The sequence below is a fragment of the Brevibacillus reuszeri genome, assembly GCF_001187725.1.
GTDB classification, from domain to species: domain Bacteria; phylum Bacillota; class Bacilli; order Brevibacillales; family Brevibacillaceae; genus Brevibacillus; species Brevibacillus reuszeri.
Genome location: NZ_LGIQ01000020.1, coordinates 24,859 through 48,888, shown reverse-complemented (window position 1 = coordinate 48,888; position 24,030 = coordinate 24,859). Strand labels below are relative to the sequence as shown.

Below are 24,030 nucleotides of genomic sequence, written 5' to 3'. Positions count from 1 at the left end.
AAAACAGGGAGGCAATTCTCCCTGTTTTTTCGTTTTCTCGCATATTCTTCAAGTGTGGGCAAATACTATAATCACTCGCTACCACCCGGGGGAGAGTAACTAAAACAATCTGGAAAAAATTACAACCGTCACGCATAGTTAAAATTAGAATTTCAGGAAAAAATACAGCTAACCAACCAACACCCATTCATTTCACTACCCACTTCTCAGGGAAAGCGAGGCAACATGACATGAAAGCAACTGGTATCGTTCGTCGAATTGACGACCTCGGCAGGGTCGTGATTCCCAAGGAGATTCGTCGTACACTACGCATTCGTGAAGGCGACCCGCTTGAGATTTTTGTGGATCGTGACGGAGAAGTCATTCTCAAGAAGTATTCGCCGATTGGAGAACTGGGAGATTTCGCAAAAGAATACGCTGACTCTCTGTATGAGAGCTTGAATCATACGGTATTGATTTCGGATAGGGACAGCGTAATTGCGGTATCAGGTGCGTCGAAAAAAGAATACCTGGAAAAAGCGATTGGCAGTATCGTGGAAAAGAGCTTGGAGGAAAGAAAAACACGTTTGGAAAAAAATGCAGGGTCTTATGAAATTTGTCGTGATATGAATGAGACGTACGGATCATTCGTGGTAGCCCCTATTGTGGCAGGTGGCGATCCAATCGGGTCGGTCATTCTGCTCAACAAAAATGAATCCACCAAAATGAGTGATCTGGAGATGAAAATGGCTGAAACAGCAGCCGGCTTCCTCGCCAAACAGATGGAACAATAGGTGCAAAAAAAGAAACAGCCTCGCATGTCGGGGCTGTTTTTCTTGTACAGATAAGAACTTATAAATTACTATCCAGTGTAAGTGCAACCGCGCCAAAAGGCCTGGCGTAGCCAGGTTTTCTAAACGTATAAGAATTTATAAGCGCGCCGCTTATGAATTCTGGAGCGCATGTAAACCTTCCGCAAAAACGCGGTCGCTCCTCCTTGAGGAGGCCTCGATAGAGGTTTTCTTAGAGAACTGCTCGAATCCCGAAGCTTGAAAAATGCTTCTCTGTCCTGGCTAGTTAGAACCTTCCACTCGTGATTGACAAGCAATGTTCTTTCCCCTCGAATACCTGTACAGTGGTTCAGGAGAAGGAGAAAGATTACATTTCTGAACAAAGTAGCGGAGGAAATTTTTGCATCCATTTTTCAACTTCTTTGGCGATACATTTCCTCGACTCAAAACCTTGTGAGTTGGCGAAGTAGGGATATGTGAACGCTCGCCAAAATGTTGACCATTTTGCTCATCATAAAGTTACCCACCTGGAAGACTTAACACACATCATCATTTTCACACCTATTAGCAAACGTTTTTGCTGAGCTGAGGATCGCCAAGGACTTGCGTAGCAAGGGGTTTACCCTTTATCCTTGACGAGCATTGGCGCAGGAAATAAAATGCTACTCTGTGTGAAATGAAGCATCGTAGGTGGTCAACTCAAAGCTGAGCGTTTGCCCCAAAAATGGTCAACTTTTTGTTTAGCGTTTACAGGGATAAAAGATTGCGGTTTTCACAAAAGGGAAAATAAGGGATAATTTCAATAGACACCCAATTGATTTAAATGTATGATATTGGGTTATATTACAATATTTGGGGGGTGTAACGTGTGAGATATTTAAAAGTTGGATTAGCCACAGTAGTACTGTCTCTTGGAATGGCTGGAATCGTAAGTGCAGCAGAAGTAAAACCATTTGCAGATCCGGATAACATTTATAAAAATTATGGATGGACCTGGCCAACAAGTGGAGATGGATATCGTACTATCAAAGGTAAATACGGTGAACCGAGGGTAGGTGAAAGGAATCCCTATCATGTAGGAATAGACATTAGTGTTTATCTAGAGCTGGTTTACGCAGTAGCAGATGGTGAAGTAGTTATGTCAGGTAATTTTAGTGACGGGACACAAGTGATTGTTATTGAGCATGATGATAAAGCTATGAACGGTAAACCACTTTATACACGTTATCTTCATTTAAAAAAGAACTCCAGATTAGTAAGTCAATACGATACAGTGTATGAGGGAGATACTATTGCAACTTCCGGAAACACTGGTGGTGTTCCGTACCATTTGCATTTTGATATAAATGATGCTAAGAGTCAAAATCCTATTTTTACCGACCGTAAGGAAGAAACTATAAACCCAGTTTATTTTTGGCCGAGATTCCTTTCTTCCTTTGCCCTTACAGCAAGTAACGATGTAGAAGAAAATGAAATTGTACATGAGCATGGAGACTATGATAATCCTGATTTATACTTCGATCAAATTCTTATCAATTATGTTGGTGAAAAAGAGTTTGATAATTGGTTCGATTCGCTCGATGAATCGGAACGAACAGTAACTAAATTGAAAAGTGATTTTAATATTTCCGATGAAGAATATGAAAAAATCTTCGAAGAAGCAAAGGAAAAAGCTAGGAAATAGAGAAAATTCTATTAACTTTTTATGGCGAGCCGAATTAGGTTCGCTATTCCTATTCTAGGGAGGTTGATTATTATTAACGCGCGCAAGCTGTTTCTCTTAATTCCCCTTGCAGTTGGCTTAATGGCATGTTCTGCCGAGACTGTTAAAACATCCAGCAATCTGGGGGAAAAGACACCGAACATGGCAGTTTCGAAGGTTGACTACAAGAAAAAGTCGGAAATTATTGATCGTATAAAATCTCCTGAATCAGTACTATCTATATTAATTCAAAAATTGGAATCTGAATGGCCAACACTCTTTACTGTGAAAACAGAGGAAGATTTATTACAAAGATATTCTTTTATCACTTGGCATATACATCCAGAAGCTAAACAGCGTTTGCAAAATAATCTTTCAACACTTCATCCAGAATACCAAGAGTATATCAAGTTATTAAAAGAAGGTGTGCTGCCGGCAAAGAAATATACAGTAACAAATATTTCAATTGATAAATACAGTAGTGAAAGTATAACTGTAACAGCTCAGTATGAACTATTACTACAAAACGGACAGATTAAGAATATGAAAGTATCCATGGAGGGGAACACGAACTTTGAAAAATTTAACCAACGTTTTAACACTTCTGAGGGGGAACTACTACCCAATCCTGCTACTAAAGAGGAGGAAAATTCCAGAGATTTCATTTTTTCTGTTCTAACAACTGATGAAGTAAGAAAATTAACGCTAGAAGAGCTTTCTACGTTATTTGAGCATTAAATTACGAACACTACTAAAGTCTGTAAAATAATCTGTGTAAACTCTCAACCTCGAAACTACAATTAGTCTTAGAAAGGTTGGGAGATTTTTGTGATTTCAAAAGGAAGATTAAGCAGTGAGGGAAATAAAAAAGGGCTTGGTCAAAGACCAGCCTCAGGCTGTCGATAAAGTCGGCAGCCTTTCTTAATGCCCAAATGTTTCAATACGACACCGCGTTAATATTTTATAATATAGGTAAACTTTAACGGTAGGTGATCGTAATGTTACGTTCAAATAAAGATAAACAAACAGCGTACGAGTTTGTTTCCATTGAGCAACTCGTTCCTCAAGACCACATGCTCCGCAAAATAGATAAATATATCGACTTTTCGTTTATCTTGGATAAAGTTCGCCCTTATTACTGCGAGGATAATGGACGTCCTGCCATTGATCCCTTGATTTTATTTAAAATGATATTTTTGGTGGTTTCGCTATTGCCGTTTGAGGGGGATACGGAATGTTACCGAGCAAGCACTCATGACCGCAGCGGTACAGAATATGAAAAAGATCGCCCTCTACCTTGCGAAGCAAGGTTAAGGGCGAAAGAATAGATAAAACCGATACTCTTCATTAAAAAAAGACGATACCCAAAATAAGAAACCCCAGAATGTATGGGGTTTCTCAACAATCTGACGCCTTTCAAGAAGAAAGACGTCTTTGTTCATCGGCTAAATCGCGATCGCTCATCTTGATTAGCCTCGATAGAGGTTTTCTAAATGTATAAGAATTTATAAGCGCGCCGCTTATGAATTCTGGTGTGCATGTCAACCTTCCGCAAAAACGCGGTCGCTCCTCCTTGGGGAGACCTCGATCGATGTTTTCTTGTGGTATAATGGACGAAGTTTCTGGTTGGAGAGGAGAAATTTCACGCACATGGGTCAAGAAAAGGCATCTGTTCAATTTGTGAAAGGCGCCGCGATTCTCGGGGTTGCCGGTCTTGTCTCCAAGCTTTTGGGCGCAGTATACCGCATTCCGTACCAAAATATTGCCGGTGACATCGGTTTGTACGTATACATGCAAGTATACCCGCTATACACGACTCTCCTGATTTTGGCGACCGCAGGTTTTCCGATTGCCATCTCCAAGATCGTCTCGGAGCGTGTGGCAGTTGGTGATGTAATCGGGGCACGCAGAGCATTTCGCGTTGCCAGTATATCACTCGTGATCCTCGGCTTCTTTTTCTTTCTCCTGTTGTATTCAGGAGCCCCTCTTATTGCCACGTTTATGGGCGATCAGCATTTGACTACACCGCTTCGGGCGGTAGCCTGGTCGTTACCGTTAGTACCGATGGCAGCTATTTTACGAGGTTATTTTCAAGGACATCAAAATATGATGCCCACAGGTGTTTCACAAGTCGCTGAGCAGTTAATTCGCGTTGTATTTATTTTATTGTCCGCATTTTGGGCAATGAATGTGTATCAAGATGCTTATTTGGCGGGAACCGGTGCAGTCTTTGCAGCATTCCCCGGCGGTGTGGCCGCTGTTCTCGTATTGCTGTGGTATTGGAGAAAGGACAAGCATAACCTGCTTCCGATTACTACCACTCAAGTACAGTCTTCAGGTGTAAGTGCGTGGACGAATCGTCAGGTGCTGCAAAGCTTGTTGTATTATGCACTGCCGATCTGTATGGGAGCATTGGTGCTTCCGCTCGTTCCACTTGTAGACTCAGTGACAGTCGTGAACATGCTCCAGTGGAGCGGAATGCATGAAGATTTGGCCAAGCTGGCAAAAGGTGCGTTTGACCGCGGGCAGCCGCTCATTCAGTTTGGGACGTTCTTTGCGACCTCACTTTCCCTGGCATTAGTACCTGCCATTAGTGAAGCAGCGGCACAACGGCAAAACAAGCTGATTGCCAATCGTTCAGAAGTAGCGATTCGCCTGACTTTCTTGCTTGGTTTGCCCGCTTCCTTTGGCCTCGCGCTGCTGGCTGAGCCCATCAACGTGATGCTTTACGGAGATGATAAAGGAACACAGGCGCTTGCGATCCAGTCGTTCACGATTATTTTTGCCACGCTCAGTATTGCGAGTGCGGGAATTTTGCAAGGAATGGGCCGAGTGATGCGACCTGCGCGCAATTTGTTTATCGGGGTAGTTGTAAAGCTTGTCCTCAATTTAGCACTCGTTCCCTTGTGGGGAATTGCAGGTGCGGCATTGTCCACAGTGCTCGCGTATCTGGTCGCAATGGGCTTGAACGTGCTTGCGGTGAAAAAGTATACCGGGGCCAAAATCGGTCTGCGTCAAACAGCGCTGAGGCCATTTATCTCGGTCATCATGATGTCAGTGGTGGTGTTGGTGGTAGAATGGGGAGCAGCCGCACTGTTCGGAAAAGTGGTTACCTCTGAGCGTTTATTTCATACCATCGTAGGTCTGATCGCTGTCGGAGCCGGAGCTGTTGTCTATTTGCTGGCGTTATTAAAAACCGGTGGCTTGACGCGAAATGACATTCACTTTTTGCCAAAAGGCAAGCGTATTGCAGCGCTTTTAACCAAATTCCAATTCCTTCCTAAGGAACGAACTGTAGTTGAACGCAATCAGTAAGGAGGGCAAGCCCAGTGGGAACAGCAAAAAATACGCTTACAGTAGTAGGCTTGGGTGCAGGTGATCTAGACCAGCTTCCATACGGGATTTACCGCACGCTCAAGCAGGCATCTCATTTGTATCTGCGCACGCAGGAGCATCCGGTCGTTACACAATTGGCAACGGAGGGTGTGACGTATGAGTCGTTTGATGCTGTGTATGAACAGCATGACGCCTTTGCTGAAGTATATGAGGAGATTGTGGAACGATTGTTGACAAAAGCAGCGCAAGAAGAAGGGATCGTTTACGCGGTTCCTGGTCATCCACTTGTGGCTGAGCGCACGGTTCAGCTTTTGCTGGAAAACGGTCCGGCAAGAGGTGTAGACATCGAGATTGGCGGGGGACAGAGCTTTATTGATCCGCTGTTTGCGCGTTTGAAAATTGATCCGATTGAAGGCTTTACCTTGCTCGATGGTACTGCCTTGGCTGCGCATCAGATTTCTCCTGGCTTACATACGATTATCGCGCAGGTGTATGACGTGTTTATTGCATCCGACGTCAAGCTGACCCTGATGGATGTACTGCCTGATGACTACCTGGTGACGGTTGCGACAGCAGTGGGGGTAAAAGGGGAAGAACGAATAGATACCGTCCCTTTGTTTGAGCTCGATCGACTGGACCATTTTGGCAATCTGTCACTGGTCTATGTTCCGCCTGCAAAAGATGAGCGGGTAGCTTACCGTCAGTTCTCCCATTTGAAAGAAATCGTCGCGGTTCTGCGCAGTCCGGATGGTTGTCCGTGGGATCGGGAGCAAACGCATCAGAGTATCCGCAAAAACCTGATCGAAGAGACGTATGAAGTACTGGAAACGATTGATGACGAAGACCCGGATGCCATGTGCGAGGAGCTGGGCGATCTGTTGATGCAGATCATGCTTCATTCCCAGATGGCCGCCGAGGAAGGGTACTTCACGGTCGATGATGTCATCGCTACCCTGAACGAAAAGCTGGTTCGCCGTCATCCGCATGTATTCGGAGAAAAAAGCGCCGAGGATTCCGAAGAAGCTTTAGCAAATTGGCAGGAAATCAAGGCACAGGAAAAAGCGGCAAAAGGAATCGATGTCACGACCCAGTCGCAATTGGCTGGTATCCCGCGGGATCTGCCTGCGCTGATGTACGCCTACAAGCTGCAGAAAAAGGCTGCACATGTGGGCTTTGACTGGGATGATATTGCCGACGTTTATGCTAAGGTAGACGAGGAATACCGTGAGCTCCAGGAGGCATCCGAGGATGAACGAGCGGGGGAGCTGGGCGACCTGCTGTTTGCCGTTGTGAATGTGGCGCGATTCCTAGGGCTCGATCCGGAAGAGGCACTGGCCTTAACAAACACCAAATTTAAAAAGCGTTTTTCCTATATCGAACAAAAGCTCCAGGAAGCAGGCCGTTCATTCGAAGAGACGGATTTGCAGGAGATGGACAAGTGGTGGGAGGAAGCCAAGCACCACGCGAAAGGGAGAGAATAATCCATGAGACTGGACAAGTATTTAAAAGTATCGCGCTTGATCAAAAGACGTACGCTGGCAAAAGAAGTATGCGACAAGGCACGCGTGGAAATCAACGATCGTCCGGCAAAAGCATCCAGCAACGTAAAAATCGGCGACAAGCTGGCTATCCGCTTTGGTCAAAAGATTGTGAGTGTAAAGGTAGAAGACATCAAAGAAAACCCGCGCAAGGAAGAAGCAGCATCACTCTACACGGTTATCGGAGAAGTGCCAGTGCCGCGTGACGAAAAAGAAGAGGAAGCTTACATCAAGGGTAAAGAATAGCCCATAAGTACAAGAGGCACGAGAAGGATAGGCAATCAGATGAAAGTCTGGATGCCTATTCTTTTTTGTTGGTTAGATTTTTCGGAAAACTCATATTATACTTCCTTTTAACTACATAGAAAGGTGGCGATATTCTTCGACAAAAAATGCGTACAAAAAAATGTAGGTAATTGGGTTAATTAGGTTAAACGAAAGAATGAACCTGATTAGCCTGATTGTAAGTGTAGAATAATCGGATATTTTGGGTTGGTATGCAGATTGCAAAGTCCAGTATTGCCATTAAACCAAATTAAGATTAACTGAGGTGGAATGACAACTGGATAAAGTAGAGATGAAAAACGAACAAGTCTATTATTTTGAAGAATCCATCGAAGCATTAGCCAGTAGATTGATTCGCTTTGAGACGACAAATGCTGAACGGGTCAATCAAAGTGCAGAGTATTGTTGCGACTGGTTGCGTAGCCATGGAGTGCATGTCGATGTTTATGAAAATCAGGGGCTAAAGAGCGTGGTAGCTACCGTAGGCGAAGGAGAGTCTACTCTCATCTTGAACGGACATCTTGATGTCGTGCCTGGGCAGCCGGAGCTGTTCCATCCGCGGACAGTGGATGGGCGACTTTATGGACGTGGTAGCTATGACATGCTGGGGGCAGTAGCCGCGATGATGATGCTAATGGCTGAATTAGTCCAGGCGCCTCCGAATTGCAAAGTGATATTGGCATTGGTTCCAGATGAAGAAACAGGTGGCGAGCTGGGCAGCGGCTTTCTGGTTCAGCAAGGCGTGCTAGGAGATTTGGTCATTTGCGGGGAGCCAACCAATTTTAAGATCGGTGTCCATGCCAAAGGAATACTGCAGCTGAAGGTTGAGGTAAAAGGAAAAGCAGCCCATGGCAGCAGACCGTGGCTGGGCACAAACGCCATCTTAAAAGCGATGGAGCACTACCATTCCATCGTATCGTTGGACGTTTTTCAGGAAAGCACGACGTACTTCAAGCAGCCATCTATTAATCTGGCGAAGATCGAGGCTGGAAAAGTATATAATCAGGTGCCTGATTTATGTACCATGGGGATCGATATTCGCTACCTGCCTGGACAAAATCCAGAAGAAATATTGGATCAGATCAGAGCGCTACTCCCTGATGCAGAGATCGAGGTTCCATTTCGCGGTGTACCTGTCGAAACAAAAAGCGACGATAAATTTGTTAGAAAATTATGTGAAGTTGCGCAGGAGCTTGCTGGAGACCAAGCTGTTCTCTTTGGACAAGACGGCTCAGCAGATACACGCTTTTATGCAGCAAAAGGGATACCTGCTGTCGAATTTGGGCCGGTTGGTGCGAATCATCATGGACCCGATGAGTATGTCGAAATTAGCTCTTTGTACGTGTACAAAGATATTTTGAAGAAATTGACTAAAAATTCGAAAACAAAGGATGAGTGACATGAGCTTTCGTGACAAGGTAGCTATCGTAACTGGTGCAGGTTCTGGGAATGGGCGTGCGATTGCCCTGCAATTTTTGGCTGAAGGGGCAAAAGTAGTGATCGCAGACATTAACGTGGATGGAGCAAACGAGACGGTTTCCCTCTCCCCACAAGGTGACAACGCGTTTGTCGTCAAAGTAAACGTGACGAAAAAAGCGGAAGTCGAGAGCATGATTGCACAAACGATCGAGCATTTTGGAAAGCTCGACATTTTGATCAACAACGCAGGAATCGTCAAATTCTCTACGTTTCTGGAGATCGAGGAGGAAGAGTGGGACCTGGTGCATGACGTGAATCTGAAGGCGCCGTTCCTGTGCTCGCAAGCGGCAGCCAAGGAAATGATCAAATCGAATACGCGCGGCCGGATTATCAATATTACGTCCGTAGAGGCCCATCGTATCGTATCCAGTAGCGGGCACTGCCAGCCACACTACAACTCCTCCAAGGGTGGCCTGAATTTGCTGACCAAAGCGATCGCGCTTGAGCTTGCCCCACATGGCATTACGGTCAACAGCGTTGCTCCAGGTGTCGTGGAAACGCCGTTTACAGCAAAAGGTTTAGAAAATCCGGAGATTAAAGCATGGATTCTCGATCGTGTTCCTGTAGGACGTGTGGCAACGCCTAACGATATCGCCAATGCTGTGCTGTTCCTGGCAAAGGCTGAGTCAGAGTACGTGACGGGTGCGACGCTGTTCGTCGATGGCGGTTGGACAATCCACTAAATAAATTCGGGGGGCGAATCAGATATGACAAGGCTGGATATGAACCGTCTGAAAGAACTGGAAGCACAAGGTGAGATTGATACGATCATCATTGCTGGTGTGGACATGCAAGGCAAGCTGTTTGGAAAGCGCGTGCCGGCGTCCTATTTTATTGAGGATGCCAAGGACGGGATTCATACATGCGCACTCAATCTGGCTTGGGATGTCAGCTTGAACTTTGGTGGCTTCAAGTTCTGCAACTGGGATACAGGCGTACATGACATGAAAACGGTGCCGGATCTGTCGACACTTCGTCCGTATCCATGGCAAAGCAAAACGGCGTTTGTCCTTGCTGATTTGCAAAATAAAGATGGCTCGGACGTTTCCATCGCGCCGCGCAATATGCTGAAACGGCAAATCAACAAGGCACGGGAACAAGGCTTCATGGCGAAGGCAGCTTCTGAGATCGAATTTTATGTGTTCCGGGAGACCTCTTCCTCCGTGCGCGAAAAGAACTACAACAATTTGACACCGCTGTTTGAGTATCCGATCGACTACTCTCTCTATCGTCTGACAGTGGATGACTGGTTCCTCAGCCAGCTGACCCGCAATTTGGAGGCGGTAGGAGTACCTATTGAAGCTCTCAAAGGGGAGTGGGGAAATGGTCAGATCGAGCTGAATGTTCGCTATGCCGAGGTCTTGGAGATGGCAGACCGCACGGCGATTTATAAAAATGGCATCAAGGAAATTGCAGCACTGAACAATTTAATGGCGACCTTCATGGCGAAGCAGGATGCCAATGATTCCGGGAGCAGCGGACATACCCATATCAGCCTGTGGGATACCGAAGAAAAAAATAATCTCTTCTACGATCCTTCCATGGAGTACGGGCTTTCGCAGCTTGGTCGCTACTTCTTGGGCGGTATGCTGGAGCTGGCACCTGAGATGATGCTGATGTATGCCCCTTACGTCAATTCCTACAAGCGCCTCAGCAGCTTTGGCTCCGGTGCACCGAATACCGTCAGCTGGGGGATTGATAACCGTAGTACATCCTTCCGCTATGACGGTAAAGGCAAGTCCAGTCGCTTTGAAAACCGAATCCCCGGAGCAGATGCGAACCACTATCTGGTGCTTACTGCGATGATGGCATCCGGAATGTACGGGATCGAGAATAAAATCGACATTCCACAGCCAGTGAGTGGAAATGCGGCCGATCAGCCAGTTCCGAGACTCCCCACTAACCTGTTTGATGCGATCCGCCTGTTTGAAAAGAGTGAGCGCGTAAAAGAATTGCTGGGCGAAGACGTGTTTGATCACTACTTGCAGGCAGCGCAAAACGAGCTTCAGGACTTCTTGAGTGCTGTTACGGATTGGGAGAGAAAGAAGTACTTCGAATTTATTTAGGAGGAGAAACAAATGACTGTCGGTCAATTAAACCGTTGGAATCATAACTGGATTAATGGTGAAAAGATAGAAACCGATCAGGTCGTTGCGGTACACAATCCGGCAACGGGTGAAGTGATCGGCCATGTTCCCAGTCTCACCGAGGAATTGGTCACAGGTGCGGTGGATGCAGCCAGTCAGGCGCTTCCAAGCTGGTCACGGCTAACCGCAAAGCAAAGGGGCGACTATTTGCTAGCATGGGGAGAGCGCATTCTTTTGCATAAAGAAGAATTGGCACAGCTTCTCTCGCAGGAGCAAGGGAAAGCCCTCAAAGAGGCAAGGGGAGAAATCGCAGGATCGGTTGAAATTCTTCGCTGGTATGCCGAAGAGGCGAAGCGCGCTTACGGAGAAATCATTCCCTCCTCGAATCCAGGCCAGCAGCTGTTGGTATATCGGGAGCCAGTCGGTGTTGTCGGGCTGATCACTCCGATGAACTTTCCTGCTGCTACGCTGATGCGCAAGGTAGCGCCAGCGCTTGCTGCGGGTTGCACGGCGATCTTGAAGCCGGCGAGCACCACCTCGCTTATCGCAGTAGCCTTGTTTGAGCTTCTGATGGATACGAACCTGCCAAAAGGGGTAGCGAACCTGGTAACCGGCAGCTCCAATGTGATTGGAACGGTACTGATGAACGATTCTCGCGTGCGCAAGGTTTCTTTCACAGGCTCTACTGAGGTAGGCAAGCTGCTGATGGAGCAAGCGGCAAAAACGGTCAAAAAGCTCGGACTGGAGCTGGGCGGCAACTCACCCGTGATCGTCTTCCCAGATGCCGATTTGGACAAAGCGGCACGCGATATCGTGGACAACAAGTTTGAAAACTGCGGTCAGGTATGTAATGGCATCAACCTGATCTATGCACATGAAGATATTCGCGAGCAGTTAGCTGAAAAAATCGTAGAGCTGGTCAGTGGTTTGAAAGTAGATATCGGCACACAGCCGGACGCAGATGTTGGTCCGTTGATTGATCAGGGAGCTGTCAAAAAGGTAGAGGCATTGGTCAACGACGCGGTTGCCAAAGGTGCCAAAGTGCTGACAGGCGGCAAGCGCTTAGAAGAAGACGTATATCAAAAAGGAAGCTTTTATGCGCCGACTGTACTCGATCATGTAACGCCTGAGATGGACATCACTCACGAAGAGATTTTTGGACCAGTAGCCCCAATTCTTTCGTTCAAGGATGAGGCAGAGGTATTGCAGCGCGCAAACAACACGCCATATGGATTGGCTGCCTATTTTTACACAAAAGACGCAGCACGTATCTACCGCGTGATCCAGGAATTGGAGACGGGAAACATCGGTGTGAATGGCACGTCGCTTGCCTATGTCCAAGCTCCGTTCGGCGGGGTAAAGGAAAGCGGTATGGGCAGAGAAGGCGGCCGTCACGGCTTGGATGAGTACCTGGAGTCCAAATACGTTGCGTTGACCCTGTAGACCGAGCAAACGAGGCAATGAACTGACAGACAGTGGTCGAGTGAGCGGGTGGCAGCAAGCCAGTCTGTACCCGCTTCACTTTTGACTACAGAACATCTCAAATAAGGTGGGAATGGCGTATGGGAAGTATTTCGAGCGCAGAATTGAATCAGGGCAACACGGAAACAGGCCATGATACCGAGAAGTTCGGGTATAAGCAGGAGCTGCATCGCGGACTGACGTTAAAGGACCTCATCATTTATGGCTTAATCACGATGCTGCCGATTGCACCGATTGAGGTATATGGACTTGTAGCGGGTTCGAGCTTTGGGATGGTTCCGTTCGTATACATGATCGGGATCGTCGCGATGGTGTTCACGGCATTGAGCTACAATACGATGAGCAGAGAGTTTCCCATTTCAGGCTCTGTCTATTCCTATGTACAGCGGGGCTTGAACCCACATGTGGGATTTGTAACGGGCTGGCTGATTATGATTGATTACATTATGTGTCCGGCGCTGCTGACAGGCTTTGCAGCATTGTGGCTGAACCGAATCGTTCCATCTATCCCTATTTATTTAATTATTCTGATATTTACAATCATCAATACATTCATTATCGCGCGCGGAATTACGCTGACTGCGATTGCCAACCGGATTTTCCTTGCCATGGAGCTAATCATTCTCGCACTCTTTATCTTTTTTGCTGTAAAGTACGTCTTTATCGATGGTCATGGCGCAGGTGGATTTTCTTTGGAGCCATTGTTCCAGGCAGACAAAATGGACCTTGGCTTTCTCGCAACAGCTACCTCGATTGCGGTTCTAGGATTTTTAGGCTTTGACGTCATCAGTACGTTGTCAGAGGAGGTCAAAAATCCGGTCAAAACAGTCGGAAGAGCTACCGTGTCGTCTCTTCTGATCATCGGTTTGTTGTTTGTTGTCCAGACCTATGTAGCAGCACTGGCTCATCCACAATACGAGAATTTGGACCCTGACATGGCGATGTTTGATATCGCAAGAGAGGTCGGTGGGGACTGGCTCTACTATACGTTCATCATCGTGGGCGTTCTCGCGGTAGGTGTGGCGAACGCGCTCGCGATACAATCCGCGATCTCCCGAATTATTTATTCGATGAGCAGAGACAAGCTGCTGCCGTTTTCAGGGGTCTTGGGCAAAATCCATCCGCAATACAAGACACCGTTCAATGCGACGATCTTTGTCGGGATCGTTACGCTGATCGTTGCCGTTACCGTTTCGATTGAAGCGATCGTGCAGCTTTTGAACTTTGGCGCGCTCACCTCATTCATGCTGTTGAACATTACCGTATTTGCCTACTTCTTTATCAAAAAACGCCAACGTGGTACGAAGGGCTTCCTGAAATACTGCTTACTACCTGCCATCGGTTTTAGCATTATCGCGTTTGTTTGGTCGGGTTTTGACTCAAAAACCTTCCTGGTGGGCTTTGTGTGGATGGCGATCGGCATTATTCTGGGCGCAGTGAAATCAAAAGGCTACAAAGAAGTGCCTCCAACACTTAGGGATGTATAAGAAAACAGAATTATGTTACAACTAAATAGAGCCAGCAGCGAAAAGGTGCATGGTGGGATCGTTTCTTTCCTTCATATATGAAAATATGTGAAGTTTTTTCTTTGATACAAAGAAAAGAATAGATGCGATCAGCTTACGGGGGTGTTTCCCATTTCAAACATAAAAGTTGCCATCATTGCTGGATATGAAGCAACCAGTCAACAAATCTGTGATCAGCTGACGGCTCTTTGGGGAGCGTATATTACCTTCATCCCGATGGCTGCAGGCCGTTATGAAGAGAGTATGGCGCAAGATGTCGACTTGATTTTGGTTAGTTCCCACATTATTTTTACCCGCTCTTCACCTGCTGTGATCAATAAGCGGACGGAGGTACAAATTATCGGCCGTACACTGTCCAAAGCAGGATGGGAAAAGATCAAAAATCTACCCGACGGAAATTACATGGTGGTCAATGATGAGCGCGATTCTGCTGTGGAGACGATTTCGTTGATCTATGAATTAGGGCTCAGAAATGTCAATCTGCTGCCGTGCTATCCTGATGTTCCTGAGTTGCCAAAAGCGGCAATTGCGATTACACCAGGTGAGCGCAGTTATGTTCCATCTCATATCGAGCACGTCATTGATCTGGGCGAACGGGTCGTTGATATTAGTACGATGGTCGAGATGCTGACGCGCTTTCACCTGCTCAATCATGAAACGACACTGATCTTAAACGAATATGCGAAAAATATCGTCTCGCGGAGCCAGGGCTTGCAAGCGACGATGCAAGGCTTAATTCACACCAAGAACCTGTTTGAGGAAACACTGAACATGGTGCAGGACGGTGTCGTTACGTATGATGAGCGAGGAAAGATTACCTTTCTCAACAAAGTAGCGGAGGAAATTTTGGCGCTTCCCTTTTCTCGTGTAGCCAATCGCGATATACGCTTGGTATTAAGAGAAATGAGGATTGATACCAGCTTCTTAGACAAGGATTTACAAAATCAATTAATTACGATTCGAAGCCAGAATATTCTGGTTAATAATATGAAGATTTTGAGTCGCGGCAACGTTGCGGAAGGCGTCATTACGTTCAAGATCGCCAAAGAAGTAGAGGAACTCGAGCTCAAGCTACGGACTCAGCTTCGCACAAATGGACATACGGCACGCTTCCACTTTTCTGACATTGTCACGAATTCGCCTCTCATGAAGCGGCTAGTAAGCCGCGCACAGCGAATGGCTCCGAATGATTTGGGCGTCCTCATATTGGGTGAAAACGGAACGGGCAAGGAGCTGTTTGCCCACTCTCTGCATAACGCGTCACTACGCGCCAATTTTCCTTTTGTCGCAGTCAATTGCAGCGCGCTCCCTGAGTCATTATTGGAAACCGAGCTGTTTGGATATGAAGATGGAGCTTTCACTGGCGCGAAAAAAGGAGGCAAGCCTGGCCTGTTTGAACAAGCGCACAGAGGGACGATCTTTTTGGATGAGATCGGCGACATATCTCCTCACCTGCAAACCAGACTGCTTCGCGTCGTTCAGCAAAAGGAGATTATTAAAGTTGGGGGAACCAAGGTGCTGCCGGTTGATGTCCGCGTCATAGCTGCAACCAACCGCAATCTGGTTACGATGATGAAGGAAGACAAATTCCGTGAAGATCTCTACTATCGGCTCAAGGTTTTGCAAATCGAGGTACCACCGCTTCGGGAGCGCAAAGAAGATATTCCTTATTTGGTCCAACACTTTTTGAAGAAGAAGAAGGTGCTTGCAGAATTGCCAGAGCCAATCATGGCGGCTATTACGCAGTATCAGTGGCCGGGCAATATCAGAGAGCTGGAAAACACGATCGAATATTTATCCATTATGAACGAGGGAGACCTGCAAATCGAGGACTTGCCGTTTAGCATCGGGGACTCGATCAATCAGGCAGCGAGCACGAGTGAGAAAACGGCACCGCTGATAGAAACCAACGATTCATCTGGTCAAAAGCTAGTGCCTGCTGATTATGCAGAGTTAGACGTCGAGAGACTCCTGTTAGAACTGATTTTAGAAGCCAAAATCAAAGGGCTGCACACTGGCCGGAAAAACCTTATCAAGCTGGCCCGAGAAAGAGGGATTCTCCTGACTGAGAGTCTGATACGCAAGCAGGTCGATCTTCTCCGCGAAAAAGGATTGGTCAACGTACAGATTGGCCGAGCAGGTTGCCAACTGACGACAAGGGGATACGCATATATAAAGAATCAAGAGCAAGAAGACTAGACTACTGTCTTTATGTAAAAAAGGGATATAATGGAGGGGAAGAAAAGCGAAAAGAAAGGATGTGGTAACAAATGCTGCAACAAAGAGGAGTGCGTATGGGTTACTTCCTAGCCATTTCGCTTTTGCTTTCAGCCTTGTTTTATTTTTTCGCCTCGAATTGGCCTGCGCTGGATCGATGGGGAAAAATCGGCGTAAGTGCTGCGGTACTGGTTCTTTTTTATCTTATGTCTTATGGCGGATCATTCGTATTCAAGCGGCACTCGTTCATTAGTAATTGGCTTCTGGTGGCAGGGGGATTGGCATTTGGGCTGAGTGTTGCGCTGATGGGACAAATTTACAATTCCCACGCGGATAGCTACATGCTCTTTATCGTCTGGTTCATTCCTAATCTGCTATTTGCCATACGGACCCGTTACCAGCCCTTTTATGTGATTAGCTATGTTCTCGCGCACCTGGCCATCTGTTTTTTCCTCCAGCCCTCTGTCGTTCATGTGACATACGAGGATGAATGGTGGTTCATGATTTATTGGCTGATCGCATTAGTGAATATCGCGTTATTCTGGCTCACCTCGACAGGGAGACTGCACTCGCGCCCGATCTACTACTTATCCTTTTTTGTCTTTCAGATAAGTCTGTTCAATTCCACTTTTATCGATGTGTATGGCCCATTTCCAGAGCTTTTGTATATGTTGGTGGGAGCAGGCTTGTTTATCACCTTTTTAAAAGGGCTGCCAAATCGCGGTTTGCTAATCGTCACATCGGCATTCCTGGCCCTGTTTTTACTGGCAAATTTCTTTTGGTTCATGCTGCAGCATTATTCGGAGGGCTTTTTCCTGATTGCGCTGTTGTTAGCGGCGGCGCTTGTATGGGGGGCAGTGGCAGGTATCAAATGGCTGCGCCAGGAATCGCCTTATCAACAGAGCGGCTGGGTCCGGTTTTTTCAAGAGGCGTTTACGGTTCTTGTCACAACGATTGCGTCCCTGATCGGTGCGATCTCGCTGTCGGGTCTGCTTTTCTTTATTATGGATGAAGAAACCGTCGTAAATTTTATTTTCTTCTTGTCCTTAATCGGCTTTGTTGCGCCAGTCCTGTTCTACTCCAAAATGAATGCTACGGTGAGGTATACCCTGCTCACGATGGGATATATTCTCGCAACCGGCTCCTCTCTCTTTTTGGAAGGCTATTACTGGATCGTTTTCTTGGCTGTGCTTCTATATGCGTGGTTTACTTTATCCAGTATTCCAGCGCGATTATTGACCCAGCTAGCCTTTCTGCTCGTCCTGTTTTTTGAGCTGCATCAATCTGCGGTACAGGAAGAGACCATTATGTTGATTTTTGTTGTCACACAGCTAGCGATGTATTTCCTTCCGCGTCTGCCAGTGGTTTTGCAAAACAGCTCTTTGGTTTATGCGCTGCTCAGTTTTTTAGCGCTGACGGAGACGAATTCGTACGGCCTAACTATGAATGTGGCGGTTAACCTGGTGTTTTTCGGCTTTAGCACGTATATGCTCTATCATACGCTGCATCGAAACAGGCGAGTGGATTTTGGAATCGTCCTTGCCTTTTGGTTCGCCTTTTTATTGATGAAATACTACGACTTCCTCTGGAGCTTGCTCCATAAGTCGCTCTCGTTATTTCTGCTCAGCCTGGTGTTCTTTGTGGTCAGCTACTGGCTTGATCGTCGCACCAAAGAAGAAGTGCCCCTACAGCCAGCATTTTTTGCCCACAAACATAAGCGACTGCTTCTTGGTGCCACCATTCTGCTGCAATTTGCGATTATTGGCTATCAAGTGTGGAATAGCGAGTCGATTCTTGCCAACGGAACGACAGTCAAGCTCGAGCTGGCGCCTGTGGACCCGCGCTCCCTTTTGCAAGGCGATTATGTGCGGCTGTCTTATACGATCGCTACCTTGCCTGATACAGATTTGGAGTCAGGGAAAAAGCTTAGGGTTGTGCTGAGGAAAAATGACAACGGGGTTCACGAATACAGCGGCTACTACGAACAAGACGGCGTGTGGAATCGACCGTATGAAAAACAAGCGTCAGATGTCATCATCAACGGGAAAACACTCGGCTACCAACGGATCGAGTATGGGATCGAAAGCTTTTTTGTCCCAGAAGGAACCGGTCGTGAAGTCGAACGAACCGCGAGATATGCGATAATAAAAGTAGGTAGCAAAGGCGATGCTCTGCTGGAGAGCTTGACGCCTCAATAAAGAGTAAGGAAGGGAAGCTGCTCGATTCACTGAGCAGCTTCTTTGGCATGAGGGGGGTTCGGCGTATGCTGTAGCGTCAGCTGATTGACCACATTTCGCACTAGTAAAAGTCCGGTAAGCCCCATAATCAAAAACAAGATTGCCATAACCATAGAAGGCAGGAGGGCACCCATACTGATGGCAATGGAGCCCATGATCCTGGCACCTTGCAGCACTAATCCATTCACGGCCATATAGGAGCTGCGAGCATCGTCTCGTACAAGCTGCGCCAAATACGTCTGGCGTGTCGGGATATGAATCAATTCACCAATCGTAGCCAAAAGCATGGCAAGCGTAATGATGACGAGTGAATTGCTGTAGGCTATCACTGCATACCCGACGATATAAAAAAGGGCGCTGAAATGCAGGGCAGATGCTTCGGGCATATACTTGATCAGCTTGGTAACGATGAGAGACAAACAAACGATAAGAAGTGTGTTTTCCAGTTGTATGAAGCCAAATACCTTGATTCCTGTTAGTTCAAAGGAAAACCAGTCCCATAAATGGATGTGCTGTGGGACAAATTCTTTGGCTAGCCTGACAGCCACATAATTGGAGGTTTGAAATTCGATTGAAAAAATGAACAGACCTCCTAGTGAAAACAGCAAAAATCGGCGATCTGTCATTACCTGCTTGTAGCTGTTGATCAGATCCTTGATGATACCTGTTCCGTTTACGGGAGGATTGCTGGAAGCGATGTTGTGATAGGACTCCTGCATATAATAGGCAGTCAAAAAAAGAGTGAACATACTGACGAGCGTTAATACAGAGAGCAGCTCGAAGCGATGAGTGGCAAACAAAAGACCGCCAAAGACTGACCCGATCGCGATAGACAAATTGGTCGCCCAATAGTTAATACTGTACATAAAGGTTCGATTTTCTTTTGTACTGACATCAATCAGCATCGCATCTGCGGCAGGGTTGATCATTCCATTGCTCGCGTTTTGAACGAGCATCATCACAAAGGTGAGCCATGCCGAATCCAACCACGGAGAATTGGCCAACGCCATAATGACAAAGGCAAAGCACTGGGCCCATTGTCCGTACACCATCACCTTTTTTCTGCCCCAGCGGTCAGCTAAATAGCCTCCATAAAAGCCCATCAAAATTTGGGCGCAAATCGTAACAAATAGCAAAACACCTGCTAATGCTTGCCCCAGCTTGTCTGAAAAATAGATGGCCATAAACGGAAAGATCATCATTCCAACAAGCCGTGTCAGAAAGGAAGTCACAATGCGAATACGGATGTTGGGATGCAGATCGGAAAAGTTCATGTGCGGACCACCCTTCGTTTTTCTCTAATTGTAGCTATGAAAAGGGGAAGAAAAAGGGTAAGATTCGATTGTGAATTTCACCTTTTATGGAACGGGAGAGCGCATGAAAAGCAACCAACACTTTATGCAACTGCTGTTTGGCCTAACCGAGTGGGAGAGTGGCAAGGAGCAAACGATCCGAATTCAGGATTTAGCTGAGCTGCTTTGCTGTACTCTTCGTAATGTAAAGCTGATTTTGCGCAAGTGGGAAAAAGAAGGACTGTTGCGTTGGAAGGCAGGTGTTGGACGGGGGAATCATTCGACACTCACGATCATGTGCGATATCGGCAGCTTTGTGACGGATACCTTCCATACTCTGCTCAGGGAAGGGAAAGTTAAAGAAGCGGTCGAGCTGTTGCAGCATAAAAATGTGCCTGTCCAAATCAAGCTTCAGCTTCAAGCCATTTGGGACAGTCAATTTGGCTTTGTAGCTGAGCGTGATAAGAATCAGCATCTCGATGTCCTGCGAATTCCACGTAATCGCGCTTTTTCAACAATAGATCCGGCATTTGTAGCTGTTTCAGCCGAGAGCCATTTTATCCGGCAAATTTGCCATACGCTGGTCATGTACGATCCAGTTACAGAGGACTTTATTCCGCAGCTGGCACATGACTGGGAAAGTAGCGAGGATTTGACCGTCTGGACGTTTTATTTACGAAAGAAAGTACGGTTTCATCATGGAAGAATCTTTACTGGAGCCGATGTTGTGCATACGGTCGAGCGATTAATTGAGCTCGATTCCCCCTTTTGCTGGCAGGTGGAGGATATTGAGTCGATGGAGCTGCCTAACGACCAGACGATACTTTTTCATCTGCGCAAACCAAACGGCTTCTTTCTACATTTGATTGCATCGATCGGCTTGTCCATTTTGCCATGTGATGTACCTTTTTCGGAGCAGGGAATCATTGGGACAGGACCTTTTCGCATGATTGAATTTACTGAGTCCCGATTGGTGCTTGGAGCATTTGAGGAGTATTACCGGGAGAGAGCTCTCCTGGATCGGGTGGAAATTTGGAGAGCGCCGGGCACAACGTCATATGCCGAGCTGCGATACCAGCTTACTGAGGTGGAGGCGGGGACAGATTCACTTGAGCAAAGCGAAAACAGCAAAGATCTGGAGTTTCAGGAGCAAGGCTGTCATTACTTGAATTTCAATTTTCGAAAGCCTGGCATCCATCATGATTTTGCTTTTCGGCAAGCAATCAAGCAGCTGATCAATCCAGTTGAGATGATCCGTGATTTGGGAAAAGTAAGGTTCTCTCCTGCAGGCAGCTTTTTGCCAGAGAGGAGCCGCATGATGGATTTTGAAGCCTCTTCTTTAGAGGAGGCGCGCGGCTGGTTGAAGCAAAGCGCTTATCAGGGAGAGACGCTGACACTGTTTTATGGAGAAGGGAAAAAATGCGATGATGAAGCAGACTGGTTCAAGCAGCGGTGCGAACGGATCGGTATCTCGCTACAAGTAATGTCCATCAATAAAGCCGAGTTTTTGTCCGATTATCCAGATCGCTGTGCAGATATGGCCATGATGGGTGAAGTGCTGCAACGAGATGTCGAGCTGGGCCTCATTGAGATATACAAAAACACATGTACGATGGTCTATCGATTTCTGGATGACGAAAGACGTGCAATAGTCGATCGGCGCATGACAGAGATTCTCGGATTGGCAGATCGCCAGAGACGGATGAAGGCGCTTGAAAAAATGGAGGATATGCTTAGGGAGGAGCTTTGGTTAACGTTTATTTATCATGTAAAACGCAGAGATCGCTATCATCCCGCCTTGCAGGGAATTGCTGTTGATTCCTTTGGCTGGATCGACTTTTCTAGGCTATGGGTAAAGCCATTCGTTACCAGTCTGTAACCTTTTTTTGTCGAACTTTTCCTATCATAGAAGGAATTGCAGATCACAGTCTTGGCTGTGTTGTGCTGACCGCAAGCGGTCACATCCAATTTTTTGAAAGACGTCACGGGCGTTTTTCACGGAAAAGGGAGGAGTTACCGTTGAACAAGAGCGCGAAAAAAGGAATTTCATTACTGCTGGCAACATCGGTGTTGGCTAGCCCATTTGTCTTGGTGCCGAATGCTGCACATGCACTTACCGTTGAAGAGGTTTCGGCGGACGATACGGGTGTAGACGAGCAAACAGAATATACAATTGAGTTCGAGATCGACAAGGAACTGAAAGCGGGCGGCACGATCACTGTTAAATTCCCTTCTGGATATGAGGTAGACAAGAACCTGAAAAAGAAGGATGTCACACTTGAAGATGACTATGGCGACAAGATCGCGATTTACAGTGTGGATGCGACTAAAACAACGGTCGATATCGAAGTAGACGAAAAGATCAAAAAAGGCACAACCCTCGTACTGACCATCGATAAAGTAACTAACCCTGACGAAAAGGGCAGTTATTCGATCGGTGTAAAAACAAGTGCCGAGAATACCTTTAAAAATGAAAAAATCAGTATTGGCAAATCCTCGAGCAGTAGCAGCAGCAGCGGAAAATTCGGAGTCTCGCTTAGCAACAAAGACACAGGTGCGGCAACCTCTCTGACGTTGGGTAAGATAAGCCTCGCTTCCAAGACAAAGCTCAAAGAGGGCAAGTACATTTACGTCAATTTCCCGACCAAGGACATGCTTCCGAAGAGCATCAGCAAGTCTGATGTTCGCGTAAATGGAGAGAAGGTCGATTATCTATCCATTCTGTCTAATAATACAGTTCGTATCGAGATTCCAAGCCGAGTAGATGGAGACAACTATATTGATGTAGAATTCTCAAAATCAGCAGGAATCGTGAATCCATCAAAGGCAGACAAATATTATACCTTCATCATTGAATACGATGATAAGGAGTATAAGTCCAAAGATGTAGAGGTGACCGGTTCTTCGTCCAGCTCCTCTTCGTTCTCCGTGGGGATGTCCGATTACAAGGCAGGAGCACGTGCCAGCTACACGTTTGATTTGGAGCTATCCGAAAGACTGTATTCGAATACAGACATTCAAATTGACTTCCCAACAGCAGACATGGTGCCGCCTGTACTCTCCGCTTATAATGTAACGGTAAACGGAGACCAGGTGTCGAACTTGTCTACGAGTGGAAGCAGGGTTAGTTTCCGTACGCCAAGTGGATTCAAGACAACAGACAGCGTAACGATCCGCTTTACCCAGGATGCCTATATTACCAACCCGAGAACAGCAGGATTTTATAACATCACAGCCAAAGTCGATGGCAAGACGTATCGCTCCAAAGACTTCCAGATTACTGGTGCGGCAGCACCTACCCCTGTCACGGTAGATAATTCGTTGGCAACCATCGGTCTCACAAGAGCAACAGCTTCTACGCCTGCTGGCTTGCAGATCGGTATTAAAGGTCTGGGAGTTTCGATTCCACGTGCCCAAGGGTTCGTTGAGGTCGTACTTCCTGTCGGATTCCGTGCACCAGCCTATTTGCCAGCAAACACGGTGACGGTAAACGGCGTGGCTGCCAACTATGTAGGTGTGCGTGGCCAAAATCTCATTATTTATCCTTCTCAGGATATTCCGGCACAAACCGCTGTTCAGGTAAATATCGCGGAAACAGCAGGAATCGTGAATCCGGCGACTGCGGGCGTATACAGCATCGGTGTGTATACCTCTGAGGAAAAAGGACTACTGTTTGCTCGTCCGACGACGATTGTTGCACTGAACGGTGTGAGCTTCAAGGTGGATGTAGCGTCCTTTACCAAGTCCGGTAAAACGACAGCCCTTGCAGTAGCTCCTTATACTGTCAATGGCAACACGCTGATTCCTACTACGTTTTACCGTGACGCACTCGGCTTCCAAATCACCTACACAAAAACGACGGCTAAAGTCGTAAGCGGAAGTACAGTCATGAACTTTAAAGTAGGTTCCAATGTCGCCACTATCAACGGACAAAACGTAACACTTCCGGCTGCGGTTCAGCTGAAGAACAACATTCCGACGCTGCCACTCAAAACGATTGCCGATCGTACAGGCTACAAAATCATTTATGTGAACGGAAATTACACCGTTTATAAATAGAGCAATCCGGTACAGCCCCG

General features: G+C 46.7%; 16 protein-coding genes and 1 pseudogene. 16 read left to right on the top strand and 1 reads right to left on the bottom strand.

All coding sequences use genetic code 11. The features are described from left to right. The first annotated feature begins 230 nt into the window (after window positions 1-230). The 14 genes and pseudogenes from spoVT (at window position 231) to ADS79_RS33595 (ending at window position 18,620) form a co-directional block, all read left to right on the top strand. Window positions 231-773, top strand: coding sequence for a stage V sporulation protein T (gene spoVT / locus ADS79_RS33660; RefSeq protein ID WP_049742853.1), 543 nt, complete (start codon window positions 231-233; stop codon window positions 771-773). 865 nt (window positions 774-1,638) lie between these two features. Further along, window positions 1,639-2,454 (top strand): M23 family metallopeptidase, encoded by an 816-nt coding sequence (locus ADS79_RS33655; protein WP_049742852.1) that lies wholly within the window; start codon window positions 1,639-1,641, stop codon window positions 2,452-2,454. A 63-nt stretch (window positions 2,455-2,517) separates the two neighbouring features. Then, window positions 2,518-3,210, top strand: a complete 693-nt coding sequence (locus ADS79_RS33650; protein WP_141261123.1) for a hypothetical protein — start codon at window positions 2,518-2,520, stop codon at window positions 3,208-3,210. Window positions 3,211-3,470: 260 nt separating this feature from the next. Beyond that, window positions 3,471-3,671, top strand: a pseudogene (locus ADS79_RS33645) (transposase); the annotation flags it as partial. A 451-nt stretch (window positions 3,672-4,122) separates the two neighbouring features. Beyond that, on the top strand, window positions 4,123-5,787 hold the full coding sequence (locus ADS79_RS33640; protein WP_049742850.1) for a putative polysaccharide biosynthesis protein: 1,665 nt from the start codon (window positions 4,123-4,125) through the stop codon (window positions 5,785-5,787). Between the two features lie 14 nt (window positions 5,788-5,801). Continuing rightward, complete coding sequence (gene yabN / locus ADS79_RS33635) at window positions 5,802-7,289, top strand: bifunctional methyltransferase/pyrophosphohydrolase YabN (RefSeq protein ID WP_049742849.1); 1,488 nt, start codon at window positions 5,802-5,804, stop codon at window positions 7,287-7,289. Between the two features lie 3 nt (window positions 7,290-7,292). Then, window positions 7,293-7,592, top strand: coding sequence for an RNA-binding S4 domain-containing protein (locus tag ADS79_RS33630; RefSeq protein WP_049742848.1), 300 nt, complete (start codon window positions 7,293-7,295; stop codon window positions 7,590-7,592). Window positions 7,593-7,923: 331 nt separating this feature from the next. After that, window positions 7,924-9,030, top strand: a complete 1,107-nt coding sequence (locus tag ADS79_RS33625; protein WP_049742847.1) for a M20 family metallopeptidase — start codon at window positions 7,924-7,926, stop codon at window positions 9,028-9,030. 1 nt (window position 9,031) lies between these two features. Then, a complete protein-coding gene (locus ADS79_RS33620) occupies window positions 9,032-9,793 on the top strand; it encodes an SDR family NAD(P)-dependent oxidoreductase (RefSeq protein WP_049742846.1) in 762 nt (253 codons plus the stop codon). A gap of 24 nt (window positions 9,794-9,817) precedes the next feature. Further along, window positions 9,818-11,176 (top strand): glutamine synthetase family protein, encoded by a 1,359-nt coding sequence (locus ADS79_RS33615; protein WP_049742845.1) that lies wholly within the window; start codon window positions 9,818-9,820, stop codon window positions 11,174-11,176. A gap of 12 nt (window positions 11,177-11,188) precedes the next feature. Then, window positions 11,189-12,640, top strand: a complete 1,452-nt coding sequence (locus ADS79_RS33610; protein ID WP_049742844.1) for an NAD-dependent succinate-semialdehyde dehydrogenase — start codon at window positions 11,189-11,191, stop codon at window positions 12,638-12,640. Between the two features lie 119 nt (window positions 12,641-12,759). Further along, entirely contained in the window at window positions 12,760-14,166 is a 1,407-nt protein-coding gene (locus ADS79_RS33605; protein WP_049742843.1) for an APC family permease, read from the top strand. A 141-nt stretch (window positions 14,167-14,307) separates the two neighbouring features. Continuing rightward, window positions 14,308-16,404: a sigma-54 interaction domain-containing protein gene (locus tag ADS79_RS33600; RefSeq protein ID WP_049742842.1), complete on the top strand. Its 2,097-nt coding sequence runs from the start codon at window positions 14,308-14,310 to the stop codon at window positions 16,402-16,404. Between the two features lie 71 nt (window positions 16,405-16,475). Beyond that, the gene (locus tag ADS79_RS33595) at window positions 16,476-18,620 is read left to right on the top strand and encodes a GDYXXLXY domain-containing protein (protein WP_236700188.1); all 2,145 of its coding nucleotides are present in this window, start codon (window positions 16,476-16,478) and stop codon (window positions 18,618-18,620) included. A gap of 26 nt (window positions 18,621-18,646) precedes the next feature. Here ADS79_RS33595 and ADS79_RS33590 read toward each other — a convergent pair whose 3' ends face one another. Beyond that, on the bottom strand, window positions 18,647-19,933 hold the full coding sequence (locus ADS79_RS33590; protein WP_049742841.1) for an MDR family MFS transporter: 1,287 nt from the start codon (window positions 19,931-19,933) through the stop codon (window positions 18,647-18,649). A gap of 103 nt (window positions 19,934-20,036) precedes the next feature. Between ADS79_RS33590 and ADS79_RS33585 the strand changes: the two genes are divergently transcribed. Next, entirely contained in the window at window positions 20,037-21,830 is a 1,794-nt protein-coding gene (locus tag ADS79_RS33585) for an SgrR family transcriptional regulator (protein ID WP_049742840.1), read from the top strand. A 140-nt stretch (window positions 21,831-21,970) separates the two neighbouring features. Then, window positions 21,971-24,010 carry a copper amine oxidase N-terminal domain-containing protein gene (locus tag ADS79_RS33580; protein ID WP_049742839.1) on the top strand — a complete coding sequence of 680 codons (2,040 nt, stop codon included), beginning with the start codon at window positions 21,971-21,973 and terminating at the stop codon, window positions 24,008-24,010. The last annotated feature ends 20 nt before the right edge of the window (window positions 24,011-24,030 follow it).

Bases quoted from the DNA above. Each gene is read 5' to 3' on its own strand.
- spoVT (WP_049742853.1), top strand. From the start codon at position 231: ATGAAAGCAACTGGTATCGTTCGTCGAATTGACGACCTCGGCAGGGTC.
- ADS79_RS33640 (WP_049742850.1), top strand. From the start codon at position 4,123: ATGGGTCAAGAAAAGGCATCTGTTCAATTTGTGAAAGGCGCCGCGATT.
- ADS79_RS33630 (WP_049742848.1), top strand. From the start codon at position 7,293: ATGAGACTGGACAAGTATTTAAAAGTATCGCGCTTGATCAAAAGACGT.
- ADS79_RS33625 (WP_049742847.1), top strand. From the start codon at position 7,924: ATGAAAAACGAACAAGTCTATTATTTTGAAGAATCCATCGAAGCATTA.
- ADS79_RS33620 (WP_049742846.1), top strand. From the start codon at position 9,032: ATGAGCTTTCGTGACAAGGTAGCTATCGTAACTGGTGCAGGTTCTGGG.
- ADS79_RS33615 (WP_049742845.1), top strand. From the start codon at position 9,818: ATGACAAGGCTGGATATGAACCGTCTGAAAGAACTGGAAGCACAAGGT.
- ADS79_RS33610 (WP_049742844.1), top strand. From the start codon at position 11,189: ATGACTGTCGGTCAATTAAACCGTTGGAATCATAACTGGATTAATGGT.
- ADS79_RS33605 (WP_049742843.1), top strand. From the start codon at position 12,760: ATGGGAAGTATTTCGAGCGCAGAATTGAATCAGGGCAACACGGAAACA.
- ADS79_RS33595 (WP_236700188.1), top strand. From the start codon at position 16,476: ATGCTGCAACAAAGAGGAGTGCGTATGGGTTACTTCCTAGCCATTTCG.
- ADS79_RS33590 (WP_049742841.1), bottom strand. From the start codon at position 19,933: ATGAACTTTTCCGATCTGCATCCCAACATCCGTATTCGCATTGTGACT.
- ADS79_RS33585 (WP_049742840.1), top strand. From the start codon at position 20,037: ATGAAAAGCAACCAACACTTTATGCAACTGCTGTTTGGCCTAACCGAG.